This is a genomic window from Blastococcus sp. URHD0036, assembly GCF_000701365.1.
In the GTDB taxonomy this organism is placed as follows: domain Bacteria; phylum Actinomycetota; class Actinomycetes; order Mycobacteriales; family Geodermatophilaceae; genus Trujillonella.
Map to the genome: position 1 here is coordinate 146254 of NZ_JNIK01000014.1, position 22306 is coordinate 168559.

Consider the following 22306-nt stretch of genomic DNA (forward strand, 5'->3'; position numbering starts at 1 on the left):
GAGAATGGGCGGGTCCGTGCCGCTCACCCAGGAGGTCCCGTGCCCGAGTCCACCGCGAACGGCGGCATCCGCAACCACGAGCTGCTGGGCGTCTACGTCAACGACCACCTGGCCGCCGCCACCGGGGGCGTGGAGCTCGTGTCGCGGATGCTCTCGCGGCACAGCGGCACCCCCTACGAGGCCAGGCTGGAGCAGTTGCTCGACGAGTTGCGCGAGGAGCGGTCCGCCCACGTCGCGATGGCCGGGGCGCTGGGCATCCCGGTCCGCGGCTACAAGCAGCTGGGCACCTGGGTGGCGGAGAAGCTCTCCCGCGCCAAGCTGAACGGCCGGCTGTTCTCCAGGTCGCCGCTCAGCGACCTGGTCGAGTTCGAGTTCATCGCCACCGCGGTCCTCGCCAAGCGGGCCGGCTTCGAGACGCTGCTGGAGCTGGCGGCGGTCGACCCGCGGCTGGACCGTGCGCTGCTCGAGCGGCTGGTCGCCCAGGCCGACGAGCAGCACACGTGGCTGGCCGACGCGCGCCGGGAGGTGGCGGCCCGTGTCTTCGGGGGGCGGCCGGAAGCTGCCGACGAGGCCGCCGACACCTGAGCTGCCCGGGCGTCGGAGGGCTGGTAGGCAGGGGACATGTGCCACGACGTCGACAGCCGCCCGCCCGCTCCGCCGTCGGCCGGTGAGGTGGCCGAGCGCGGGCTGCTCACCCTGACCTCCGCGGACGGCACGGAGTTCGACGCCGCGTTCGCCGCCCCCGCGGGTGCAGCGCGGGCCGGCGTGGTCGTGCTGCCCGACGTCCGGGGTCTGCACCCCTACTACGTGGCGCTGGCCGAACGCTTCGCCGAGGCCGGGTACCCCGCGGTCGCCGTCGACTACTACGCGCGCACCGCCGGCCGCGCCGGGCACGGCACCCGCGACCAGGACTTCGACTGGAAGGCGCACATGCCGCAGGCCACCGCCGAGGGGATCGACGGCGACACGGCGGCCGCGATCGGCTACCTGCGCGAGCGCACCCGCGCCGACCTCCCCGTGATCACGGTCGGCTTCTGCTTCGGTGGCAGCAATGCCTGGCGGCAGGCCGAGGGCAGCCTCCCGCTGGCCGCCACCGTCGGCTTCTACGGCCGGCCGCAGATGGTGGGCGACGCGGCCGGCTCGGCCCGGCTGCCGGTGCTCATGCTGATCGCCGGCGACGACATGGCCACGCCGGTCGCCGACCAGCTGGCCCTGGCCGAGACGATGCGGTCGGCCGGGGCGGAGGTGGAGACGGCGGTCTACGACGGCGCTCCGCACTCCTTCTTCGACCGCAGCGCCGACGAGTGGGCCGAGGCCTCCGCCGACTCCTGGCGCCGCATCCTGGCGCTGCTCGACCGCCTGGCCCCGTGAGCGCTCAGGGCATCGACCCGGAGGTCCTCGAGCTGGCCCACCGGGTCTTCGACCTGGCGCGCAGCGGTGCCACCGAGGAGCTGGCGGCGTACGTCGACGCCGGTGTCCCGGCGAACCTGACGAACGACAAGGGCGACACGCTGCTGATCCTCGCCGCGTACCACGTCCACCCCGGCACCGTCGCGGCCCTGCTCGCGCGCGGTGCCGACGCCGGCCGCGTCAACGACCGGGGTCAGACCGCCCTGGCCGCGGCGGTGTTCCGGCAGTCCGCCGAGACCGTCCGTGCGCTGCTCGACGCGGGAGCCGACCCCGACGGCGGTGGGCCGAGCGCGCGCGACACCGCCGCCTTCTTCGTGCTGCCGGAGATGACCGCTCTCCTGGAGGCCGCTCGGAGCTGAGCCCGCGACCCGGGCGTGACACCCTGGTGGAGGGTCGCGGCGCAGGCCGCACGGGGGAGAGTGGAGAACAGATGGTGGCCCGATCGGAGCTGCCGGAGGGGCGAGCCGTCCCCGCCCGCCGGGCCGGCGACCGGGTGCCCGACGCCGAGGAGCCGGACGGAGCCGTCCGGGCCGTCGAGGCCGCGGCATCGACCGAGGTCGCCTCGGAGGTGGCCGCCGAGGTCGAGTCGGAGGCCCCCTCGGAGACCCCGGTCGCCGATGCTCCGCAGCCGGCCGGCGGCCTGCCGCGCTGGCTGGTCCTGCTCGTCGGTGCCGCGGCCGCCACCATCGCGCTCAGCGGGGTGCGCACGCTGGCCTGGCTGATCGGCCCGGTGCTCCTGGCCCTGGTCATCGTCGTGGCGCTGATGCCGGTGCAGCGCTGGCTGATGCGGCACGGCTGGCCCCGGTGGGCGAGCGCCGCGGTGCTGCTGCTGCTCGTCTGGTCGATCCTGCTCGCCTTCGTCGCGTTGCTGGTCGTGTCCGTCGCGCAGATGGCGGCGCGGCTGCCGGACTACGCGCCGCAGTTCAACGACCTGCTGCAGTCGGTGCAGGACGACCTCAACGACGCCGGCGTGGTCTCCGGGCAGATCAGCGACCTGGTCTCGCAGATCGACTACGGCCAGCTGGTGGGGGTGGCGACCGGGCTGCTGGCCAGCCTCACCGACGCCGCGTCCACCCTGCTGCTCCTGCTGACCGCGCTGGTCTTCCTCGCCATCGAGTCCGGCGGGTTCGGCCGGCGGCTGGCGCTCATCGCCTCCGAGCGGCCGCACCTGCTCATCGCGATGGGCCTGTTCGCCCGCGGCACCCGCAGCTACCTGCTGGTCAGCACCGTGTTCGGCTTCATCGTCGCGGTCGGGGACACCATCGCGCTGACGATCCTCGACGTCCCGCTGCCGCTGCTGTGGGGCCTGCTGTCGTTCATCACCAACTACGTGCCGAACATCGGCTTCGTGCTCGGCCTGCTGCCCCCGGCCCTGCTCGCGCTGCTGGACGGCGGCTGGGGCAAGTTCTGGGCGGTCGTGATCGTCTACGCCGTCCTCAACTTCGTGATCCAGACGCTGATCCAGCCACGGTTCGTCGGCGACTCGGTCGGGCTGTCCATGACCGTCACCTTCATCGCCCTGCTGTTCTGGGGCTGGGCCCTGGGGGCGCTGGGCGCGTTCCTGGCCATCCCGCTCACCCTGCTGGTGAAGGCGCTGCTGGTCGACGTCGATCCGCGCGGCCACTGGCTGGACGCGCTGCTGCGCGAGGAACCCCGGGCACCACGGACCAGTCGTGCGCGCCAGCGTGCCCAGGCCCGCCGCTCCGCCCTCGCCTCGGTCCGCGCTCTGCACGTGCCGCGTCCGCACGTGCCCCGTCCGCACGTGCCCCGGCCGCACCGCCGCCAGCCGGGCGCGGAACCGCCCGGACAGGGCGCTGACCAGGCCTGATCCCGGAATGACCGAGCGACTCTCGACGTTGACCTGAGGTCGAGAGGAGTACGTCATGAAGGGCGATCGAGTCGAGATCGTGATCGACGCCGGCGGGAGTACCCGCACCTACGAGATCGAGGCCACCCGGGCCGGCCGGCGGGTCGACGTGACCCACGGCCGCGGCGTCGTCGAGGTCACCGAGACCACTCGCGGCGGCACGCCGGTGCGCACCGCGAGGTTCATGTCCGCCCGGGTCCTGGCCCTGGTCGAGCACCCGGCGCCGCGGCCGGCCCAGGAGGACGACGCCGCCGTGACCCGGCTGCGCAGGACCGCCTGACCGGCGGCGGGCTGGGGCGAGCAGTGCTGTAGACACAGCGGGCCGACGTCGTCCCCCGTCCCGGAGGTCCCGCCCCCATGCTGCAGAGCCTCGGCTACGCCGTCGCCTATACCGGGGTGGGCATCGCGCTGCTCGTCCTCGGGTTCTTCACGCTGGACCTGCTGACCCCGGGCCACCTGGGCAGGCATATCCACGAGAACCGCTCGATCAACGCGGCCATCGCCCTGTCTGCGGGGTTCCTCGGGCAGGGCGCGATCACCTTCGCCAGCATCTGGACCAACGCGACCAGCGGCTTCGGCGACGCGCTGGCGTACACGGTCGTGTTCGGCGTCCTGGGGGTGTTCCTGCAGGCCGTCGCCTTCGTCGTCCTCGACGTCATCACGCCGGGGCGCCTGGGGGAGCACCTGACCGAGACGCAGTTCCACCCCGCGAGCCTGGTGAGCGCTGCGGTGCAGCTCGCGGTGGCGGCGATCATCGTCGCCAGCATCTGGCCCTGACCGCGGGTCAGCCCAGCTCGCTCAGCCGCACCGCCGGAGGGGCCGTCAGGGCTTGGGGCGGAAGAGGAAGTTGTTGATGTACCCGGAGCTCATGACCATGTTGGCGAGCAGCCCGCGGGCACGCACCGCCTCGGCCAGTGCGCGCTGGTCGCGCTCCACGTCGAACTCGGTGAACGGCAGCCAGCGGCCGCGGCGCAGGAAGCTCGTGGAGTAGCCGAGCCCCTCGACCAACGCCACGACCTCCTCGACGTTGGTCGGGCGGTCGTCATGCGCCTCGACCTCGACCAGCAGCACCGGGCGGTGGGTGCTGATGGTGTCGAGCGCCCCCTTCAGCACCTGCGCCTCGTGACCTTCCACGTCGATCTTGACGAAGCCGATGGCGCCGGGGATCTCGACGCTGTCGAGCGTCCGGAGCTGGACCGTCACATCCGTGGGGTCGGCGAACCCGGGCGTGTGCAGGGTGGAACGGCCTTCACTGCCCGGCCCCCCGGAGGGCACGTGCAGCACGGCCTCGCCTGCGGCATCGGACAGGGCGAAGTTGTGCACCGTCACGTTGGGTGCGCTGACCGACTGCAGGAACTGCGCGACGTGCGGAACCGGCTCGAACGTGTGCACCGCCGTCGCGCGGCGCGACAGCCAGTACGTCCACGGGCCCCACCAGCCGCCGACGTCGACCGCGGTCTTGTCGGCCGGGACGAAGTCGCGCAACCGGCGCAGCTCGCCCTCGGACATCCGGTACTGCATGGCGATCAGGCGATGCCGCGCGCCCGGCGGCACGACTGCGAAGGTGGATTTCAGCGCGCCCATGCAACTCCGAATCGCAGCAGCGAGGCCCTGGTGCGGGCCGATCGGGCGTGACCGTACCGTGCCCCAGCTCGAAGGGAGCAGCGGTCCGGCCCAGCGGCTGTGCGGCCACCGGCTCAGACGGTGTCGAGACCCAGCTCGCTGAGGGCGCGGTCCGGGGAGAGGGGAGCCGCGGGCCCGGCGAGGATGAGCCGGTTGTCCACCAGCTGCAGCGACGTCGCCTGCATCCCGACACGCATCAGCACGGCCGTGGCAGCGGGTTCGTCACACCCGTTCAGCATCACGGCGGTCCGGTCACCGAAGTGCACGACCTCGTCGACGGCACGCAGCCGTGCCTGCACGTCGGGTTGCCGCTGGTCGGACACCGCGAGCACGGCGATGTCCGACCGTGCCTCCCGGTGCTCGACGGACTGATCCGGTGTGGCCTCTCGCATCCGCGCCATCTCGCTGTGCAGGATGCCTGCCAGGAGGTTGGCGCTGCGGTCCCAGGAGAAGCACCCGGCCCAGGTCCGACAGGTGTCGGCCACCGCCTCGGCCCGCACGGGGTCGACCAGCTCGCGCAGTGCGCGGACCAGCGCCGAGCCGAGGTCTCGTGACTCGTCCACGAGCCAGCCGGTCTCGCCGTCGAGGACCGAGTCGCGGACCCCGGGCACCCGCAGGGCCAGGCACGGGACGCCCCAGGCCGCTGCCTCGAGGATCGTGCAGCCCCAACCCTCCGCCTGCGAGGTCGACGTCGTCAGCCAGGCCCTCGCGAGGAGCTCGTCCCTGGCCTCGTCCGACACCCGCCCGTGGAACGTGACGGTCGAGTGCAGGCCGAGTTCGTGCACGAGGCTCTGCAGGCGCGTCCGTTCCGGCCCGTCCCCGACGATCTCCACGCGCAGTCCCGGCACCTCGTCGGCCACCGTCCCCAGATGACCGAGGAGCAGGTCGATCCGCTTGTGCGGCACGAGGCGGCTGACGACGACGATGGTCGGATCCGTGGCGCGGAGGGTGGTCTCCGCCGGGAGGGGGATCGTCCCGTTGGGGACGACGAAGATCGGGCCCCGGTAGCCGAGCCGGGAACGCAACTCGTGCCGGGTCGAGGGGGACACGGCGGCGATCGGCCGTCGGCCGTAGGCCCATCGCGCCGCCCGTTTCTCCAGCCACCGCCCCAGAGCGGCCATCGGTGCGGAGAAGTGCGTCGAGAACTGGTCCTGGTGGACGTGGTGGACGATCTGCACGATCGGTGCCCGACGGCCGGCGAACAACGGCGAGAAGAACGGCGTGCCGTTCTGGCAGTCCACGGTCGCGTCGAAGTGGCCGCGGAGCGTCAGGAGGCGGGCCGCGACCCGCGGGTACACCGACATCGGCCCGCCGGCACGGACGATGTGCAGGCCGTCGAGGTGCTCGCGCGCGGGCTGACCGGGCACCGCCGCCGTCAGCCAGGTGACGTCGGCGCCGGACGCGACCCACCGCTTGCCGATCTCGTGCATGTACTGCTCGGCACTACCGGCGAGCGGATGGCGGACGTCGCGCCAGTTGAGGACGAGGAGGCGGGCACCACGCAAGGCGGCCGAGTGGTCGCTCACGACCCGCTGCCGACGGCGTAACGCTGCAGTTGGAGGACCGTGCGGAAGGCGGACATGCCGTCCTTGAGGGGGGAGAACGACGATCCGCCCGCGTGACTCCAGGCGACCGGGACCTCCACGATGTCCATCCCGGCCTGCTGCAGGTGGCGGAGCAGTTCGACGTCGAAGGCGAAGCCCGAGGTCCGGCAGGTGACCAGCGCGGGGACGATCGCGGCGCGCTCGAAGAACTTGAACCCGCACTGCGTGTCCTGGACGCCCTTGACGAGACTGCGGGTCATCAGGCGGAAGGCGGCGCCGCCCAGACGCCGGCCCGCCGGTTGGGCGTGGACGAACTGCGCACCGGCTGTGTACCGGGAGCCCACCACGGCCGCGGCGCCCGCCTGGAGGTGCGTCATCGCGATCGACAGGGTCTCCACCGGCGTGGCGAGGTCGGCGTCGAAGAAGCCCACGAAGCGGGCACGACTGTGCAGCAGGGCCCGCCGGACCGCGGCACCCTTCCCCGGCCGTGCGCAGCCCACCAGCTCGACCGGCACCGTGCTGTCGGACGCGCGGATGTGAGCACGGACGACGTCGGCCGTCCCGTCGGAGCTGCCGTTGTCGACCACCAGCAGGCGTGAGCTCCACGGCTGTTCGGCCAGGAACTCGACAGTGCGCTCCAGGGTGCGAGGCAGCCGGCCGGCCTCGTTGTACGCGGGGATGGACACCTCGAGGTCGACCGGCCGGGCGCTGCCGGGCAGTGGCCGCGTGGGCTGCGGCGAGAGGGATGCCGCCCGGTTGCCGTGCACCAGGACCGGACGGGGGAGGAGCGGACGGACACCCAGAGCTGCAGTGATCGGGGTCGCGCTTGGAGTCATCTGACGGTGCCTCCGTGCGGAGTGGGCGGCTGGGACACGACGGGCGATGAGCGGTCTTGCACGGACGAGGGCGTGCCGGCGTGCTCTCGGCGGGCTGTGGCCGTACCGGGGGAACGGCGCCCTGCCGCCGCGGGCACGGGCGACGGAGCGCTATCCCCGGGGCAGCTCGGTACGTGCGGGGAGAACGGGGAGCGGATCATGCGACCAGGACGAGTGGGGCGCCGGTCACGGGGCTGGCAGGCCGCACGCCCTCGGGCTTGATCTGCACGTCCCCTGCCTCCTCGGCTGTCGGGGACGGAAGCCCCTGGTCGCGTGGCGGTAAATATGGGGGGCGTCACTCCCCGGGTCAAGCCGGGATCGAGATCGACGTCGAGTCCATCCGGGGATCGACGTGCTGCCGGGCGCCCGTGACGGGCTGCCCGCGGCGACGGCCACGACCGCCCGATCCGGGCCCCGGGCGGCGAAGTACGGTGTCGGACGAGTCCGAGCGAGACGACCCGGTGCCGTCCGGCCCGGCAGGAGAAGGAGCGACATGACCGACGCACAGCGCCGCGTGGCGATCGTGACCGGCGCGGCCCGGGGGATCGGGGCGGCCACGGCGCAGCGGCTGGCCGCCGACGGCTTCGCCGTCGCCGTGCTGGACCTCGAGGAGTCGGCCGCCAAGGCCACCGTCGAGGCCATCGAGGCCGCCGGCGGCACCGCCCTCGCGGTCGGCGCCGACGTCAGCGACGCCGACCAGGTCACCGCGGCCGTGGACCGCATCGCCGCCGAGCTCGGCCCGCCGGTCGTGCTCGTGAACAACGCCGGCGTCCTGCGCGACAACATGCTGTTCAAGATGAGCGACAGCGACTGGGACATCGTCATGAACGTGCACCTCAGGGGCGCCTTCCTGATGACCCGCGCCGCGCAGAAGCACATGATCGACGCGAAGTGGGGCCGGATCGTCAACCTGTCCTCGACCTCGGCGCTGGGCAACCGCGGCCAGGCGAACTACTCCACCGCGAAGGCCGGCCTGCAGGGCTTCACGAAGACCCTCGCCATCGAGCTCGGCAAGTTCGGCGTCACCGCCAACGCCGTCGCCCCGGGGTTCATCCAGACCGAGATGACGAAGGCGACCGCCGACCGTCTCGGCGTGGGCTTCGACGACTTCATCCAGTTCAACGCCTCGCAGATCCCCGTCGCCCGGGTCGGCCAGCCCGAGGACATCGCACACCTCGTGTCGTTCTTCGTGAGCGAGGGCGCCGGCTTCGTGTCCGGCCAGGTCGTCTACGCCGCCGGCGGTCCGCGGGCCTGACGCCCCGCACGCGACGCGGTTCACGCCGGCCGGCGGGCACAGCGCCCCGCCGGCCGGCGTTGTCGTGGTCGTGAGCCGAACTCCCCTCCGCCTCGCCGTCCTGGGCGACTCGATCGCCTTCGGCACCGGCGCCGCGCGGCCCGAGGACACGCTCGGCGCCCGGTTGTCCGCCGCGTTGCGCGCCGACGGGCACGAGGTCGAGCTCAGCGTGCTGGCGGTCCCCGGCGCGGTCTCCGCCGACCTGACCGCCCAGGTCCGCCGGGCCCTGTCCGCGGCCGGCCGCGCACCGGACGTGGCCGTCGTCGTGGTCGGCGCCAACGACCTCGCCCGCCTGGTCCCGACCGAGTCGGCGGCAGCCGCCCTCGGCAGCGCCGTGACGGCACTGCGCGGCGCCGGCACCGACGTCGTCGTGGTCCCGGCGCCGGACATGTCCAGCATCCCGTTCGTCCCGCCGGCGTTCCGGCCGGTGGTGCGGGCCGCCTCGGCGCAGTTGCAGCGCCGGCAGGAGGCGGTGGCGGCGTCCGCGGGGGCGCGGGTGGCCGCGGTCGCCGCGCACGTGGGCCGCTCGTTCGAGTCCGACCCGTCGATGTTCGCCGCGGACCGGTTCCACCCGTCCTCGGCCGGCTATGCCGCGATCGCCTCGGCGCTCACCCCGGTCGTGCTGGCAACCGCCTGCGAGCGCCGGGACGGCACGGCGGCCTGACCTGGGGCGGGAGCGACCGCCACTCGATGGGCTGCCGCCGGGCCGAAGCCCACTATCTCGACGAGGCGCTATATTCCCGCCCTCTGAGTCGCACCTCCTGTTCTGCTGCGCTCGGATGCACGGTGAGGACGGCGACAGAGCCGTTCTCCCCTCCGGGGCATCGGAGGAAGGACAGTCGAATCGGAACGGGAGCGGGTGGAATGGTCGCACTGACCAGGCAGGCGAGCGACGCGGATCGCGGAGACGCAGATCGCGACGACGCGACCCCTTCCGCCCGTCGGTGGGACAGGATGCTCCTCGCCGGCGGGATCCTGATCGCGGTGCAGACCGTGGTGCGGGCCCTCATCGTGCTGCCGTCGTACTACTGGCAGGACGACTTCTTCCACATGTTCCAAGCGCAGGAACTGGGCCTGTCCTCGGACTTCCTGGTGCGCGACCACAACGACCACCTGGAGATCGTGCCCAGCCTGGTCTACTGGCTGATCGGCCGGGACACCGGCGGCTCGTTCCTCCCGGCCGCCGTCCTGCTGGTGGGCATGCAACTGCTGGCCTCGGTGCTCCTGCTCGCGGTGCTGCGAGAGCTCTTCGGCCGTTCGCTCTGGATCCTCGTCCCCTTCGCCGCCTACCTGTTCTCCCCGCTGGGGTTGCCCGCCGCGACGTGGATGGCGGCGGGCCTGGAGGCGATGCCGCTGCAGATCGGGATGCTGACGGCGCTGCTGGGTCTCATCCGGAGCGTCCGCCGGCGGTCGTGGCGCTGGGCGGTCGTCTCGGCCGCCGGCACCGTGGTGGGGCTGCTCTCCTATGAGAAGGCGCTGCTGATCCTGCCGCTCCTGATCGGGGTGCTCGTGCTCGTCGAGTGGGCCGCGGAACCGCTCGAGCAACGGTTCCGGCTGCTGGTCCGTGCCTGGCCGTACCTCGTGGCGCACGTCGTGCTGGTCGCGGCCTACGTCCCGTTCTACCTCTCCGTCGTCGAGACCACGGGCACCGATGGCGACGTCGCAGCGGGCGCGACGGCCAGCGGCGAGACGATCACCCGGCTGCTGCTGCCCGGCATCTTCGGTGGGCCCTGGACCGGTGGCGCGCAGAACACCGTGCTGCCCGATGTCACCACGAGCAGCGCCTGGGCCAGCACCCTGCTCTTCCTCGCCGTGGTGGCCGCGAGCTTCTGGCTGCGCGGGGACCGCGCCCTGAACGGATGGCTGCTGGGCGTCGGCTACGTCGTCGTCGACCTCGCGCTGGTCCAGCTCCTCAGGTCGGGGCTGGTCGACCAGTTCCCGATCGCGCGCGACCCGCGATACATCACCGATGCGTTGCCGGTCCTCGTCATCGGGGTGTGCGCCGCGTTCACCGGGCCGTTGGTGCAGCGCGAGGGGCCCAGCTGGGTGCACCGCCTCGTCCCCTCGACCCGCGCGGCAGTGGTCGGCATCGCCCTCATCGTCAGCAGCTGTCTCTTCTCCACCGCCGTGCTGGCCGAGGATCTCCAGCACCGCGACTCCCGTGACTACGTCGACGGCCTGATGCAGGCGATGGACGACGAACCCGCGGCCTCGGTCATCAGCACCTGGATCCCCGCGAACATCAACCTCTTCCCGCAGCCGGACGGCCTGCAGTCGCTCCTCGCGGTCTTGGGCGAGGACCGGCCGTTCGACCGGCCGGGCACCGACCTGCGGGTGTACGACGTGACGACGGGGTTGCGCCCGATCGTCCTCCTCCAGCCGATGCTGCAGGCCGCGGGCGGTGTTCCCGGGTGCGGGTGGCAGGTCGCCGGCACCGATCAGCAACTGGGCGAGCTGGCCGGCCCCTCACTCGGCCCCGAGGTCCTCCAGGTGGGGTACCGGACGGACCAGCCGGTGATCCTGCACGTGAGCGTCGGCGGTGACGAGCAGGTCCTCAGCCTGGCGGCCGGTGCCGGGCGGGCCGGGTTCGTCGTCACGGGCGACCGGGGCGCGGTCACCACCCGGGTCACCGCGACGGCGCCGGCAACCGTGTGCCTGGACGGCCTGGTGGTCGGCACGCCGTGGCCGCAGGGAGTGTCCTGAGCCGGTCGGGGCGTGCGCGAGCCGGGAGGTCCCGCCGACAGGCGTGTCGCTGACGACGAGCGCGGTCAGACCGCCCGGTCCGCGACGGCCACCGGCTGCGCGGGCGTCCCCGTCGTGGCGGCGAGCGGGCCGTCCTCGTCCGGGCGGGTGCTCGCGCGGCCCTCCTGGCCTCCCACGGCACAGTTCCCGTCGATGTCGGCCCCGGTCGCGATGCGGTCCAGCAGGGCGGCCAGCTCGTCCAGGCGCAGGCCGAGAGGGGCGCCGGCCCCGGCATCGCGGACGCTCCGGGCGAGGAACGCGGCGAAGGAGGCGACTGCGGCCGGCCAGCCCAGCGAGGCGGTGTGCTGCGCGGCGGCGCGGCCCATGGCGCGGCGCGCGGCCTCGTCCTCGACAAGGGAGGCGACGGCCTCGGTCATCTGGTCCAGGTCGTCCACGAGCACGCCGGTGACTCCGTCCCGGATGGACTGCTGCAGGCCGCCGGCGGCGGCATATCCCACCGTCGGGACCTCATGGCCGCCGGCCTCGTTGACCACCAGCCCCCAGCCCTCCTTCACCGAGGGGCACAGGTGCACCCACGCCGAGGCCAGCAGCTCGTGCTTGGTCTGCTCGTCGACGAAGCCCGCGAAGCGCACCCGGTCGGCGATCCCGAGCCGCTCCGCCTCGGCGCGCAACCGCTCCTCCGACGGGCCGTCGCCCACGATCGTCAGCCGCATGTCCGGCCAGCGGTCCCCGAGCCGGGCGAGCACCTCCACGGCGTGCTCGACGCGCTTGTACGGCACCAGCCTGCCCACGGTGATGAGCTCGGGCGTGGCCGAGCGTTCTGACGTCACGGCGGGCGTGGGCTCGATGCCCACCGGAGTCACCGTGATCCGGGCGGCGTCGACGCCGAGCTCCACCACGTCGTCGCGCGTGGCCTCAGACAATGTGACGTAACGGGCCCGGCGGTAGACCCTTGGCGCGACGACCGACTCCAGCCACCACCCGATCCGGCCGCCGATGCGACCGAAGACGATCGGCCACTGCTCGCGGTGGACGTGGAACAGCGCCACGGCCACGGGGGAGCGGGTGACGAGCGTGCTCGCGAAGGGCACGCCGTTCTGCACGTCGACCACCAGCCGGGGCCGGGAGCGCCGGACCAGGGCCATCGCTCGGGGGTAGACGGTCAGCCGGCCACCCCGCCGCAGGACCTGCACGCCGTTCACGACCTCGTCGGCCGGTGCGCGGTCGTGGGCGGCGCACGCCATCGCCACCCGGAGCCCGGCAGCCGCCAGGCCCTCGGCGATCCGGTGCACGTATCGCTCGGACCCGCCGCCCTCCGGGTGACTCAGATCGCGCCAGTTCAAGAACAAGACGTCGATGTCGATCTTGGGTGCGAGCACCCGCGGGAGAGTAGTCCACGGCCAGACCCGTAGCGGGCGGCCGGAGGAGTGCCCGGGCGGCAGAGCCGCCTGAGCCGGGGCGGGGCCACCCCCGGTGGCCCCGCCGGTGGCATCAGTCGGACGTGGGCGGCTCGTCCTTGCCGGCCTCTTCGAGCTCGTCGGCCTCTTCCTTCGTCTTGTGCACGGCCTTGTCGGCGTGCTCCGGCGGGCCGTAGACCGTGTAGAGCACCAGCGGGTTCGGGCCGACGTTCACGAAGTTGTGCTTCGTCCCGGCCGGGACGACGACCAGGTCGCCCTGAGCGACCTTCTTGGTCGCTCCGCCGACCTTGGCCTCGCCGGTGCCGCTCACGAAGGTGAGGATCTGGTCGATGTCCTCGTGGACCTCCTCGCCGATCTCCCCACCCGGCGGGATGGTCATGATCACGAGCTGGGTCTTCTCACCGGTCCACAGGACCCGGCGGAAGTCGGCGTACTTCTCCGCCTCGGTGGCGATGGTGTAGTGGATGACGGCCATCGTCGGCTCCTCTCGTCGTGAAGGGATGCCCCCCGGAGCTCCGGCCCGGACGGCGAACGCCCTGCTCCTGCCCGGTATGACGAGGAGTTAGTCCCCCGGCGGCGGAGCGGTGGGGGCGCTCACAGCGGCGCGGCCACCACCGGCTGCTCGTCCGCTCCGGCGACGTGGGCGCGCCAGAGGCGCAGCAGGCCGGTCGACACCAGCAGCACGCTTGCCCCGACGGCGGCGCCGACGACGGTGAGCACCGTCAGGCGGTCCCGGGCGGCGAGGACCTCGACGGCCGTGGCCTCCAGGACGACCGCACACCAGACCGCGATCCCGGCGACGCGGTCGGCCGCGGCGATGCCCGAGTAGAGGAGCAGCTGGGCGAGCGATAGCAGCGTCCCCAGCAGCGCGAAGATCCAGGTGGCGCCACCGAGGGCGTCGCCGTACTCCCCGCCGCCGACCAGGGGGAGGGCCCGGGCGCCGAGAACCGCCGTGACGGCGGTGATCACGAGTCCTATCGACGCGACCAGCGCGACGGCAGCCGGGAGCAGCCGCCGCCGCCCCTGGGCGTTCGCCAGCCGGGGCAGCAGGACCACGCTGACGCCCTGCGGCAGCCAGAAGGCGACCTTCGCGAAGATCGAGGCCACCGCGTACTCGCCGACCAGCTCGGCCGGCAGGTGGTGGCGGGCCAGGATGACGTCGAGGTTGACCAGCAGCACCAGCCCGAGCAGGGCCCCGGACGCCCGGGCCGCCGCGACGACGTGCTTCCGGACACCGCGGGCGAGGCCCGGCCGGCCGGTGACGATCCAGCCCAGGAGCGCGCTGCAGGAGCAGCCGATGGCCATCCCGATGAGGGCCGACTGCGGGGTGCCCCCGACCAGCAGACCGGTGACCCCGCCCCCGGTCTTGAGCAGCCCGAACAGGGACGCGACAGCTGCCAGCCGGCCGTAGCGGCCGGACCCCTGCAGGATGCCGTCGTAGCCGCCGACGAGCGTGTGCGGCACGAGCACGGCGACCAGCCAGAAGACGGTCGAGGGCCCCTGCAGGTGCAGCAGGGCGACGAGCGGCCCGACGGCGAGCAGCCCGAGCACGCCGACGGACGCGGCGCCGATCAGCGCCGTCGCATGCAGCCGGGACAGCACCAGGCGCTGGTCGTCGGCCCCGCGCCCCAGCGTCAGGGCGCCCGCGGTCTGCAGGCCCGTCATCGGGACGACACCGATGAACAGGACCGCGAACAGCGCGGCGAGCTCGCCGTAGGCCTCGGGTGCGAGCAACCGGGCGGCCACCACGGTGAAGCCGTAGGCGAGCACGTTGACCCCGAGCAGGGCCAGGGACACGAGGGCCGCCGGCACCGCGGCGCGAGGGCTCTGCCGCAGCGACCGCACCACCGAAGGGGCCGGGGTGGTCGTCATCGCGCCGCCGCGGCCCGTCCGCGCCGGCCGGGCATCCCCGTGGAGAGCTCCGGCAGGACGCGACGGGTCATGCCGTGCCGGTCCGCGTGGGTGCCGGGCCGTCCCCCTCGGAGACGGCGACCGGCTGCTGGACCGGCTCGTGGTGGGGGAGGGCGTGGCCACGGGCCATCAGCAGCTCGTGGCCCTCCTCCAGGCTCTTCTCGTCGGCGTGCACGCCGACGGCGGCGATGCGCTCCAGGGACTCGGCCAGTGCGGTGAGATCGCTGTCCCGGCGACCGGCCCGGTCCCGGACCGAGCGGGCGAGGACGGCGGCGAACCGGCGGACGGTCGAGGGCCACTCGAGGGACGCGGTGTGGCGGGCGGCCGCGGCGCCCATCTCGCGACGGGTGTCGTCGTCCTCCAGCAGCCGGCCGGCGGCGGCGGTCATCTGGTCGAGGTCGTCGACGAGCACGCCGCTGACGCCGTCGAGGATCGACTCCCGCAGTCCGCCGGAGGAGTAGTAGCCCACGGTGGGGACCTCGTGGCCACCGGCCTCGTTGACCACCAGTCCCCAGCCCTCCTTGATGGAGGGGCAGAGGTGCACCCACGCCGAGGCGAGCAGCTCGTGCTTGCCCTGCTCGTCGACGAACCCGGCGAACGTCACCCGGTCGGCCACCCCCAGCCGCGCGGCGTCGGCCCGCAGCTGGTCCTCCCACCAGCCGTCGCCGATGATCGTCAGGCGCAGGTCCGGCCACCGGTCGCTGAGCCGCGCCAGGACCTCCAGGGCGTGCTCGACCCGCTTGTGCGGCACCAGTCGGCCGAGCGCGACCAGCTCGGGCGTGTCGGACCGGCGGGTCGCCACCGCCGGGACCGGCTCGATGCCGACGGGCACCACGGTGATCCGGTCGGCGTCGATGCCCAGCCCGGCCATCTCGCCCCGGGTGGACTCGGAGATGGTGACGTAGCGGCACCGGCGGTAGAGCAGCGGCGCGACGATCGACTCCAGCCACCAGCCGACCCGGCCCATGATCTTGCCGAAGACGATCGGCCACTGCTCCCGGTGCACGTGGTAGACGACGGCGGTGACCGGTCCGCGGCGCACCAGGGTGCTGCCGAAGGGGATGCCGTTCTGCACGTCCACGACCAGCCGGGGCCGGGTGCGCCGGACGAAGGCCAGGGCACGCGGGTAGACGGCCAGCCGGCTGCCGCGACGGACGATCCGCACCCCGTTGACGACCTCGTCGGCGGGGGCGCGGTCGTGGGCGGCGCAGAAGAGGGTGACCTTCAGGCCCGCGGCGGCGAGACCCTCGGCGACCTGGTGCACGTAGCGTTCCGACCCGCCGCCCTCGGGGTGGCTGAGGTCGCGCCAGTTCACGAAGAGGACGTCGATGTCCTGGGGTCGGTGGAGCACTCGGGGCACATTAATGCACGTGACACACTCCATCGATCTCTGGAGCCTCAGCCACACGGATGGAGTGCACATTGGACCGGTCGGCCACCCTGTCCCGGGCGATCACCCTCTTCCGGTCGTTCCGGACGGAGCAGACCGATCCTGAGGGGTTCTACCGGACGCTGGCGGCCGACTCGGTGTCCCAACTGTCCCACTGGGTGCAGCTGGAGGGCACGACGCTCCTCGACGTGGGCGGCGGTCCGGGGTACTTCGCCGACGCCTTCCGCAGTGCGGGGGCGAGGTACGTGGGGCTCGAGTACGACGCGAGCGAGATGGCCGCGGCGGGCGAGCCCGAGCACGGCACGCTCCGCGGCAGCGGCGAGGAGCTGCCGATCCGCGACGGCGCCATCGACATCTGCTACTCGTCCAACGTGCTCGAGCACGTCCGCCGCCCGTGGGTGATGGCGGCCGAGATGGTCCGGGTGACGAAGCCGGGGGGCATCGTCTACCTCTCCTACACGCCGTGGCTGTCCCCGCACGGCGGACACGAGACGTCCCCCTGGCACTACCTGGGCGGGCACCGCGCCCGGCGGCGGTTCCGCCGCCGCACCGGGGCCGAGCCCAAGAACCGCTTCGGTGAGTCGATGTTCGCCGTGTCGGTGGGGAGCGGGGTGCGCTGGGCCCGGTCGTGCCCGGACGTCGAGGTGCTCGCGGTCCTCCCCAGGTACCACCCGTGGTGGGCGACCTGGGTCGTGCGGGTGCCCGGCCTGCGGGAGATCGTGGCCTGGAACCTGCTCCTGGTGCTCAAGCGACGGTGAGATCCGGCGAGGAGGAGCCCTCGAGCGGTGGTCGAGCCCGGTCGCTCGCGGCCGAGCCGCAGGTGATTGCTTCACCCGCCCGGCTGGGGAAGCTGTCGATGCGGCCCCTCGCGTGCTACGAAACCCCGTGACCGCGGCGCGTCCGGGCGTCGATCGTCCTGATGAGGAGAGCCGCATGCGGGCACGTGCCGTCGGCTGGACGCTGGGCTGCCTCGGGTCCGTCGCACTCGCCGCCGCCGTCCTGGTGCCCGTCCTGTCCCCGGCGGGTGAGACGGAACTGCCTCTCGACGCGGCGTACGGGACCGAGGCGCTCGGGGACGACGTCACCTTCCTGGACCCGGCGACCCTCGTGCAGCGCACCGGTGAGGACGTGTCGGTGTCGGTCCGGGTCCGCGGGGACGAGGACTCCGGGGAGGCCGACGACGACACCGCGGTCTGGACGTACGACACGACGACCCGCGCCGGTGACGGGACACCGATCTCGACGAGCACGACGACGGTCTGCCTCGATCGCCGGACGGCCGAGGCCGTCGACTGTGCCGTCGAGTCCGTGGACGGCACCCCGACCGACGTCCAGGGCCTGACGGTGACCTTCCCGATCCCCGCGCAGGCGCAGGACGGGATGCTGTGGGACGACACCCTCAGGACGTCGCTCCCCGTGCGCTACGTCGGCACCGAGCGGTTCGCCGGCCTGGACGTGCAGCGGTGGGAGCAGGTCGTCCCCGAGCAGGTGGTCGACCGGGTCACCGTGCCCGGGGTGCTGGTCGGCTCGACCGTGCCGCGGTCGCCGGCCGACGTGGTGTACAGCGCGACGCGCAGCCTGCTCGTGGAGCCGGTCAGCGGCATCGTCGTCTCGACCGAGGACGTCCCGCGGGAGGTCCTGCGTGCCCCGGACGGAACTCCCGGAGCGGTGCTGCTCAGCGGGACGTTCAGGACGACCGAGGAGAGCGTGGACCGTGCGGTCGCCCGTGCGCGGGAGGTGAGGGACGAGCAGGACCCGACCGAGGTCGTGTCCCCCTGGTGGCTGGGCGGCGCCGGGGTGGTCCTGCTGGGCCTGGGCGCGCTGCTCGTCGTCCGCGGCCGGCGCGGCCAGACGGCCGAGCAGGCCGAGGCCCGGGACTCGCGACCGCCCGTGCCGGTCGCCTGAGACCCGGCCCGATCGTCGACATGGCCACCATCGCGCTCGGTGAGCGCACCGGCTCCGCACCCGCGGACCCGGCCGGCCCCCGGGCCGGTGCGCCGGTGCGGCTCAGGCGGGTCCTCGGCCTGCTGGACCGGTTCCGGCTCGCCCTCGTGTGCCTGGGCTTCGTGCTGCTGTCGGTCCTGCAGCAGCCCGGCAAGGTGGTCGGCGACACCAAGCTGGACCTGGCGGTCGACCCGATCGGTTACCTGGGACGGGCGCTGTCGCTCTGGGACCCGGAGGGCGGGGCCGGGCAGCTGCACAACCAGGAGTACGGCTACTTCTTCCCGATGGGCCCGTTCTTCGCGCTGGGCCAGATCCTGGGGCTGCCGCCCTGGCTGGTGCAGCGGCTGTGGCTCGCCCTCCTGCTCAGCGTGGCCTTCCTCGGTGTGGTGGTGCTGGCGCGCCGGCTGCGGATCGGCACCCCGGCCACCGCGCTCGTCGCCGGCATCGCCTATGCGCTGGCGCCGCGCATGGTCACCTCGCTGGGGGCGACGTCGATCGAGGCGCTCCCCATGGCGATGGCTCCGTGGGTGGTCGTGCCGCTGGTCGGGGTCGCGCTCCACGGCTCGGCCCGGCGGGCCGCGATGCGATCGGGCCTGGTCGTCTTCTGCATCGGCGGGGTGAACGCGGTGGCGACGGCGGCTGCCCTGCCGCTGGGCGCCCTGTACCTGCTGACCCGCCCGCCCGGTCCGCTCCGCCGTCGGCTGATCGGCTGGTGGGTGCTGGCCGTGGGGCTCGCCACCGCCTGGTGGACCGGGCCGCTGCTGTTGCTGGGGCGCTACGGCACGCGCTTCCTCGAGTACACCGAGACGGCGGCGGCGACGACCGCACCGACCGACGTGCTGAGCGTGCTGCGCGGCACCTCGCACTGGGTGGCCTACATCAACTCGGCCGCGGGCCCGACCTGGCCGGCGGGATGGTCGTTGGTGAAGGACGTGGTGCCCGCCGGGGCCACGGTGGTCCTCGCGGCCGCGGGTCTGGCTGCGCTGTGCCGTCGGGACCTGCCGGAGCGGCGGTGGCTGGTGCTGGGCGCCCTGACCGGGGTGGTCCTGCTGACGATGGGACACCTGGCCGCGGTCGACGGACTGGGGGCGGGCTGGCTGCACGAGGCCTTGAACGGGCCACTGGCGCCGCTGCGCAACGTGCACAAGTTCGACCCGGTGCTGCGCCTGCCGCTGGTGCTGGGACTGGCGCACCTGGGCGCGGTCCTGGTGCGGCGCAGCCGCCGGAGAGACGCCTCCGGCGGTGCCACTGCGCCCTCCTCGACGGGTCGGCCTGTCGTCCGGCTGGCGTCGCGCGTCCTCCTCGCGGTGCTGACGCTGGCTCTGGTGGCCACCGCGTCGCCGGCGCTGGCCGGGCGTCTCGTGCCGTCGACCGGCTTCGAGGAGCTGCCCGGCTACTGGGAGGAGACGGCGGACTTCCTGGCGTCCGAGCAGCCCAGCGGGCGGGCGTTGCTGGTGCCGGCGTCGTCCTTCGGGACCTATGCCTGGGGGTCGACCGGCGACGAGCCGATGCAGCCGCTGGCGCGGTCGCCGTGGGACGTGCGCAACCAGATCCCCCTGACCCCCGAGGGGCACATCCGCATGCTGGACGCGGTGGAGGCGCGGTTGTCGCTCGGTGAGGGGTCGGCGGGCCTGGCCGCCTATCTCGCCCGGGCCGGGATCTCCCACGTGGTGCTGCGGAACGACCTGGACACCAGCGCGGCCGGCCTGACCCGGTCGATCCTCGTCCGGCAGGCGCTGAGGAACTCCCCGGGGATCACCCCCCTGGTCGCCGACTTCGGGCCGGTCGTCGGTGAGACCGTCGAGCCCGACGGGGCGCTGCGGGACGGGGGACTGGTCGAGCCGGCGCCCGCCGTCCAGGTGTACGTCGTGGCCGACGCCGCCCCTCAGGCCTGGACGGCGCCACTGTCGTCGGCGGTCGGCGTCTACGGCGGCCCGGACGCCGTCCTCGAACTGGAGGACCGCGGTCTCGTCACCGACCTCCCCACCGTGACCGCCGGGACGGGGGGCGTGTCCCCGGACAGCGTCATGGTCGGTGACGCGTGGGTCCGACGGGAGCGCAACTTCGGTCGCATCTCGGCGGCGACCTCGGCCGGCCTGACCGCCTCCGACCCCCTCCGGCAGGACAACCCCGCCCGGGACTACACGGCGCCCGAGTTCGCCGGCGCCGAAGGAGTGGTCGCCTACTTCGACGGAACGCCGAGCGCGTCCAGCTCGGCCTCCGATCCCAACGGCTTCTCCCCGCCCCAGCTCGACGCCCAGCCGTGGTCGGCGCTGGACCACGACCCGTTGACCTCATGGCGGCCGGCACGGTGGGCCGATCCCGCCACGCCGCCGTGGTGGCGACTCACCACGTGGCGGCCCTTCTCGTCCCCGACCGTCGTCGTCCGGCTCGGCGCGGAGTTCGGCGCCGAGCGTCCCACCCAGCTGCGGCTGACCACGGACGCCGGAGAGGTCACCGTCCCCGTCGCCGACACCAGCGAGCCCCAGGTCCTGCCGCTGCCGTCGGGGTCCTCCACCTCCCTGACGATCACCGCGGTCGTCGACGACCCCACGGGCGCGACCCGGTTCTCGCTCGCCGAGGTGGAGATCGCCGGGGTCGACGTGCAGCGGACGGTGCTCGTCCCGCGACCCGACGAGCCGGTCGCGGCCTATGCCTTCGACGTGTCCGCGGGGCGCTCCGGCTGCGTCGAGGACGCCGTCGGGGCGTCCCGGTGCAGCTACGGCCTCCTCGCCGCCGGGGAGGAGAGCACCGTCCTGGACCGCGTGTTCACCACGGTCGGGGCCGGGGACTACGACGTGACTGCGACCGCGATGCCCCGTCCCGGGCCCTCTCTCGACGCGATGCTCGCGGAGGTGCGTGGCGGTCCGACGGTGCAGGCGAGCAGCACCTCGGTCGCCGACCCACGCGGCAGTGGAGCGGCGGTCCTCGACGGCGACCCGGGGACGACGTGGGTGGCCTCGGGTCTGGACGAGGAGCCGACGCTGACCCTGGACTTCGGCGAGGTCCGGCTCATCGACTCGTTGCGTGTCGTCACCACCCCCGGCGTGGCGGCCGCGGTGCCGAGCGTCGTGACGATCGACGACGGCGGCGGCCTGCAGCGGACCGTGCGGCTGGACGACGACGGCGTCGCGCGGTTCGCCGCTGTGGAGACCGATCGGCTGTCGGTCACCTTCCAGCTGCCCGACACCGTCGAGAGCGTCGACCCGCAGACCCTCTGGCGCCAGTCGCTCGGCATCGGCGTCAGCGAGCTGGAGGTCGGCGGCCCGAACCCGGTCACCGCCCCCGAGACCCCGCTCAGCCTCCCCTGCGGGTTCGGCCCGGACGTGCTGGTCGACGGCGTGGTGCTGCAGACCGCGGCGACGACGACGGTGGGGGCGGTGACGGCGGCGCAGCCGATACCGCTCGAGGTCTGCTCCGGCACCCCCGAGGTGGCCCTCGACGACGGGGAGCACCGTCTCCAGGCCCTCGCCAACGTCCTGTTCCGGCCGGAGTCGGTCACCCTCACCCGCGCCGGTGCCTCGACGGGGGCCGCTCCGGATGGCCGGACGCCGGCGGAGCGGACCCGGTGGGATGCCGACCACCGCACGGTCGAGATCGGCGCCCGCAGCGAGCCGACGCTGCTGGTGGTGCCGGAGAACGTCAACCCCGGGTGGGTGGCGCGGATGGACGGCCAGGTGCTCGAGGCCGTGACGGTCGACGGGTGGCAGCAGGGCTACGTGCTGCCGGCCGGACCGGCGGGCACCGTCCGGTTGGACTTCGGCCCCGCCACCGAGTACGAGCTGGCCCTCGCCGGCGGTGCCGGGGCGGTGCTGCTCCTCGCACTCGTCTGCGTCCTCCCCGCGCGGCCGGGACGGATCCAGGCGGGGTCGGGGCGCCGGTCGACGGCCTCCGCCGCCCGGGCGGCAGCCGGTCTGCTCGTCGTGCTCACGCTCGGGATGGCGCTGATCGGCGGGGTCCTCGGCGTGGCCTCGCTGGGTCTCCTGTGGCTCGTCGGCCGGTGGGCGGGGAGACGGCGGGCCGTCGTCCTGGGAAGCGTCGCCGCAGGGGCGCTGCTCGCCTCGGGCCTGCTGCTGCTGACCCTCCCGGACGGCAACGGCACGACACGGCAGGTGCTCGCGATCACGGCGCTGGCCGCGGTCGCCGCGGCTGTGCTCCCGGTCCACCGGCCGCGGTTCCGGCGGAGGACCCACGCCGGGACACCCGCGCCCGGATAGGCCGGCGGCAGAGGCGCGCCGTTCCCGATGGGGGCGCGAGCCGGGGTACCGTCTCCTGGGTTGTGGCGCATGCGCCGTCGCGTCGAGGAGGGGCTGCATGCGGGCACAGG

19 protein-coding genes are annotated in these 22306 nt (G+C 73.6%); 12 read left to right on the forward strand and 7 right to left on the reverse strand.

The genetic code is table 11. The annotated features are described in order from the left end of the window. Positions 1–39: 39 nt before the first annotated feature. The 6 genes from N555_RS0112865 (at position 40) to N555_RS0112890 (ending at position 4054) form a co-directional block, all read left to right on the forward strand. Positions 40–585 (forward strand): hypothetical protein, encoded by a 546-nt coding sequence (locus N555_RS0112865; protein ID WP_029431898.1) that lies wholly within the window; start codon positions 40–42, stop codon positions 583–585. A 36-nt stretch (positions 586–621) separates the two neighbouring features. Continuing rightward, a complete protein-coding gene (locus tag N555_RS0112870) occupies positions 622–1371 on the forward strand; it encodes a dienelactone hydrolase family protein (RefSeq protein ID WP_029431899.1) in 750 nt (249 codons plus the stop codon). After that, positions 1368–1769 carry an ankyrin repeat domain-containing protein gene (locus N555_RS0112875; protein WP_029431900.1) on the forward strand — a complete coding sequence of 134 codons (402 nt, stop codon included), beginning with the start codon at positions 1368–1370 and terminating at the stop codon, positions 1767–1769. The genes N555_RS0112870 and N555_RS0112875 overlap by 4 nt, the downstream gene beginning before the upstream one ends. A gap of 71 nt (positions 1770–1840) precedes the next feature. Continuing rightward, positions 1841–3238, forward strand: coding sequence for an AI-2E family transporter (locus tag N555_RS0112880; RefSeq protein WP_081866183.1), 1398 nt, complete (start codon positions 1841–1843; stop codon positions 3236–3238). Between the two features lie 55 nt (positions 3239–3293). Continuing rightward, on the forward strand, positions 3294–3557 hold the full coding sequence (locus N555_RS25950; protein ID WP_034510356.1) for a hypothetical protein: 264 nt from the start codon (positions 3294–3296) through the stop codon (positions 3555–3557). A 77-nt stretch (positions 3558–3634) separates the two neighbouring features. After that, entirely contained in the window at positions 3635–4054 is a 420-nt protein-coding gene (locus tag N555_RS0112890; RefSeq protein WP_029431903.1) for a DUF350 domain-containing protein, read from the forward strand. Between the two features lie 45 nt (positions 4055–4099). On the opposite strand, the gene N555_RS0112895 is transcribed toward N555_RS0112890, so the two are convergent. The 3 genes from N555_RS0112895 to N555_RS0112905 all read right to left on the reverse strand — a co-directional run bounded on the left by N555_RS0112895 (position 4100) and on the right by N555_RS0112905 (position 7280). Further along, positions 4100–4861: an FkbM family methyltransferase gene (locus N555_RS0112895; protein ID WP_051684032.1), complete on the reverse strand. Its 762-nt coding sequence runs from the start codon at positions 4859–4861 to the stop codon at positions 4100–4102. Between the two features lie 113 nt (positions 4862–4974). After that, positions 4975–6426 (reverse strand): glycosyltransferase family 4 protein, encoded by a 1452-nt coding sequence (locus tag N555_RS0112900; protein WP_051684033.1) that lies wholly within the window; start codon positions 6424–6426, stop codon positions 4975–4977. Beyond that, a complete protein-coding gene (locus tag N555_RS0112905) occupies positions 6423–7280 on the reverse strand; it encodes a glycosyltransferase (protein ID WP_081866184.1) in 858 nt (285 codons plus the stop codon). Before N555_RS0112905 ends, N555_RS0112900 begins: the two co-directional genes overlap by 4 nt. A gap of 532 nt (positions 7281–7812) precedes the next feature. Here N555_RS0112905 and fabG point away from each other — a divergent pair. From fabG to N555_RS0112920, 3 genes are all read left to right on the forward strand, one after another. After that, on the forward strand, positions 7813–8574 hold the full coding sequence (gene fabG, locus N555_RS0112910; RefSeq protein WP_029431907.1) for a 3-oxoacyl-ACP reductase FabG: 762 nt from the start codon (positions 7813–7815) through the stop codon (positions 8572–8574). A 70-nt stretch (positions 8575–8644) separates the two neighbouring features. Next, positions 8645–9277 carry an SGNH/GDSL hydrolase family protein gene (locus tag N555_RS0112915; RefSeq protein ID WP_029431908.1) on the forward strand — a complete coding sequence of 211 codons (633 nt, stop codon included), beginning with the start codon at positions 8645–8647 and terminating at the stop codon, positions 9275–9277. Between the two features lie 290 nt (positions 9278–9567). Continuing rightward, complete coding sequence (locus N555_RS0112920; protein WP_029431909.1) at positions 9568–11316, forward strand: hypothetical protein; 1749 nt, start codon at positions 9568–9570, stop codon at positions 11314–11316. A gap of 65 nt (positions 11317–11381) precedes the next feature. On the opposite strand, the gene N555_RS0112925 is transcribed toward N555_RS0112920, so the two are convergent. The 4 genes from N555_RS0112925 to N555_RS0112940 all read right to left on the reverse strand — a co-directional run bounded on the left by N555_RS0112925 (position 11382) and on the right by N555_RS0112940 (position 15996). Next, positions 11382–12695, reverse strand: a complete 1314-nt coding sequence (locus N555_RS0112925; protein ID WP_156036346.1) for a glycosyltransferase family 4 protein — start codon at positions 12693–12695, stop codon at positions 11382–11384. Positions 12696–12807: 112 nt separating this feature from the next. Continuing rightward, positions 12808–13209: a cupin domain-containing protein gene (locus tag N555_RS0112930; protein WP_029431911.1), complete on the reverse strand. Its 402-nt coding sequence runs from the start codon at positions 13207–13209 to the stop codon at positions 12808–12810. Between the two features lie 119 nt (positions 13210–13328). Further along, positions 13329–14606, reverse strand: coding sequence for a lipopolysaccharide biosynthesis protein (locus N555_RS0112935; RefSeq protein WP_156036347.1), 1278 nt, complete (start codon positions 14604–14606; stop codon positions 13329–13331). Positions 14607–14673: 67 nt separating this feature from the next. Beyond that, positions 14674–15996: a glycosyltransferase family 4 protein gene (locus N555_RS0112940; RefSeq protein ID WP_197028997.1), complete on the reverse strand. Its 1323-nt coding sequence runs from the start codon at positions 15994–15996 to the stop codon at positions 14674–14676. Between the two features lie 59 nt (positions 15997–16055). On the opposite strand from N555_RS0112940, the gene N555_RS0112945 reads away from it, so the two are divergent. The 3 genes from N555_RS0112945 to N555_RS0112955 all read left to right on the forward strand — a co-directional run bounded on the left by N555_RS0112945 (position 16056) and on the right by N555_RS0112955 (position 22196). After that, a complete protein-coding gene (locus N555_RS0112945; RefSeq protein WP_197028998.1) occupies positions 16056–16793 on the forward strand; it encodes a class I SAM-dependent methyltransferase in 738 nt (245 codons plus the stop codon). Between the two features lie 175 nt (positions 16794–16968). Next, positions 16969–17940 carry a cell envelope lipid trafficking protein PgfA gene (locus N555_RS0112950; RefSeq protein ID WP_029431915.1) on the forward strand — a complete coding sequence of 324 codons (972 nt, stop codon included), beginning with the start codon at positions 16969–16971 and terminating at the stop codon, positions 17938–17940. Between the two features lie 20 nt (positions 17941–17960). Next, positions 17961–22196: an alpha-(1->3)-arabinofuranosyltransferase domain-containing protein gene (locus N555_RS0112955; protein ID WP_051684035.1), complete on the forward strand. Its 4236-nt coding sequence runs from the start codon at positions 17961–17963 to the stop codon at positions 22194–22196. Positions 22197–22306: the final 110 nt, after the last annotated feature.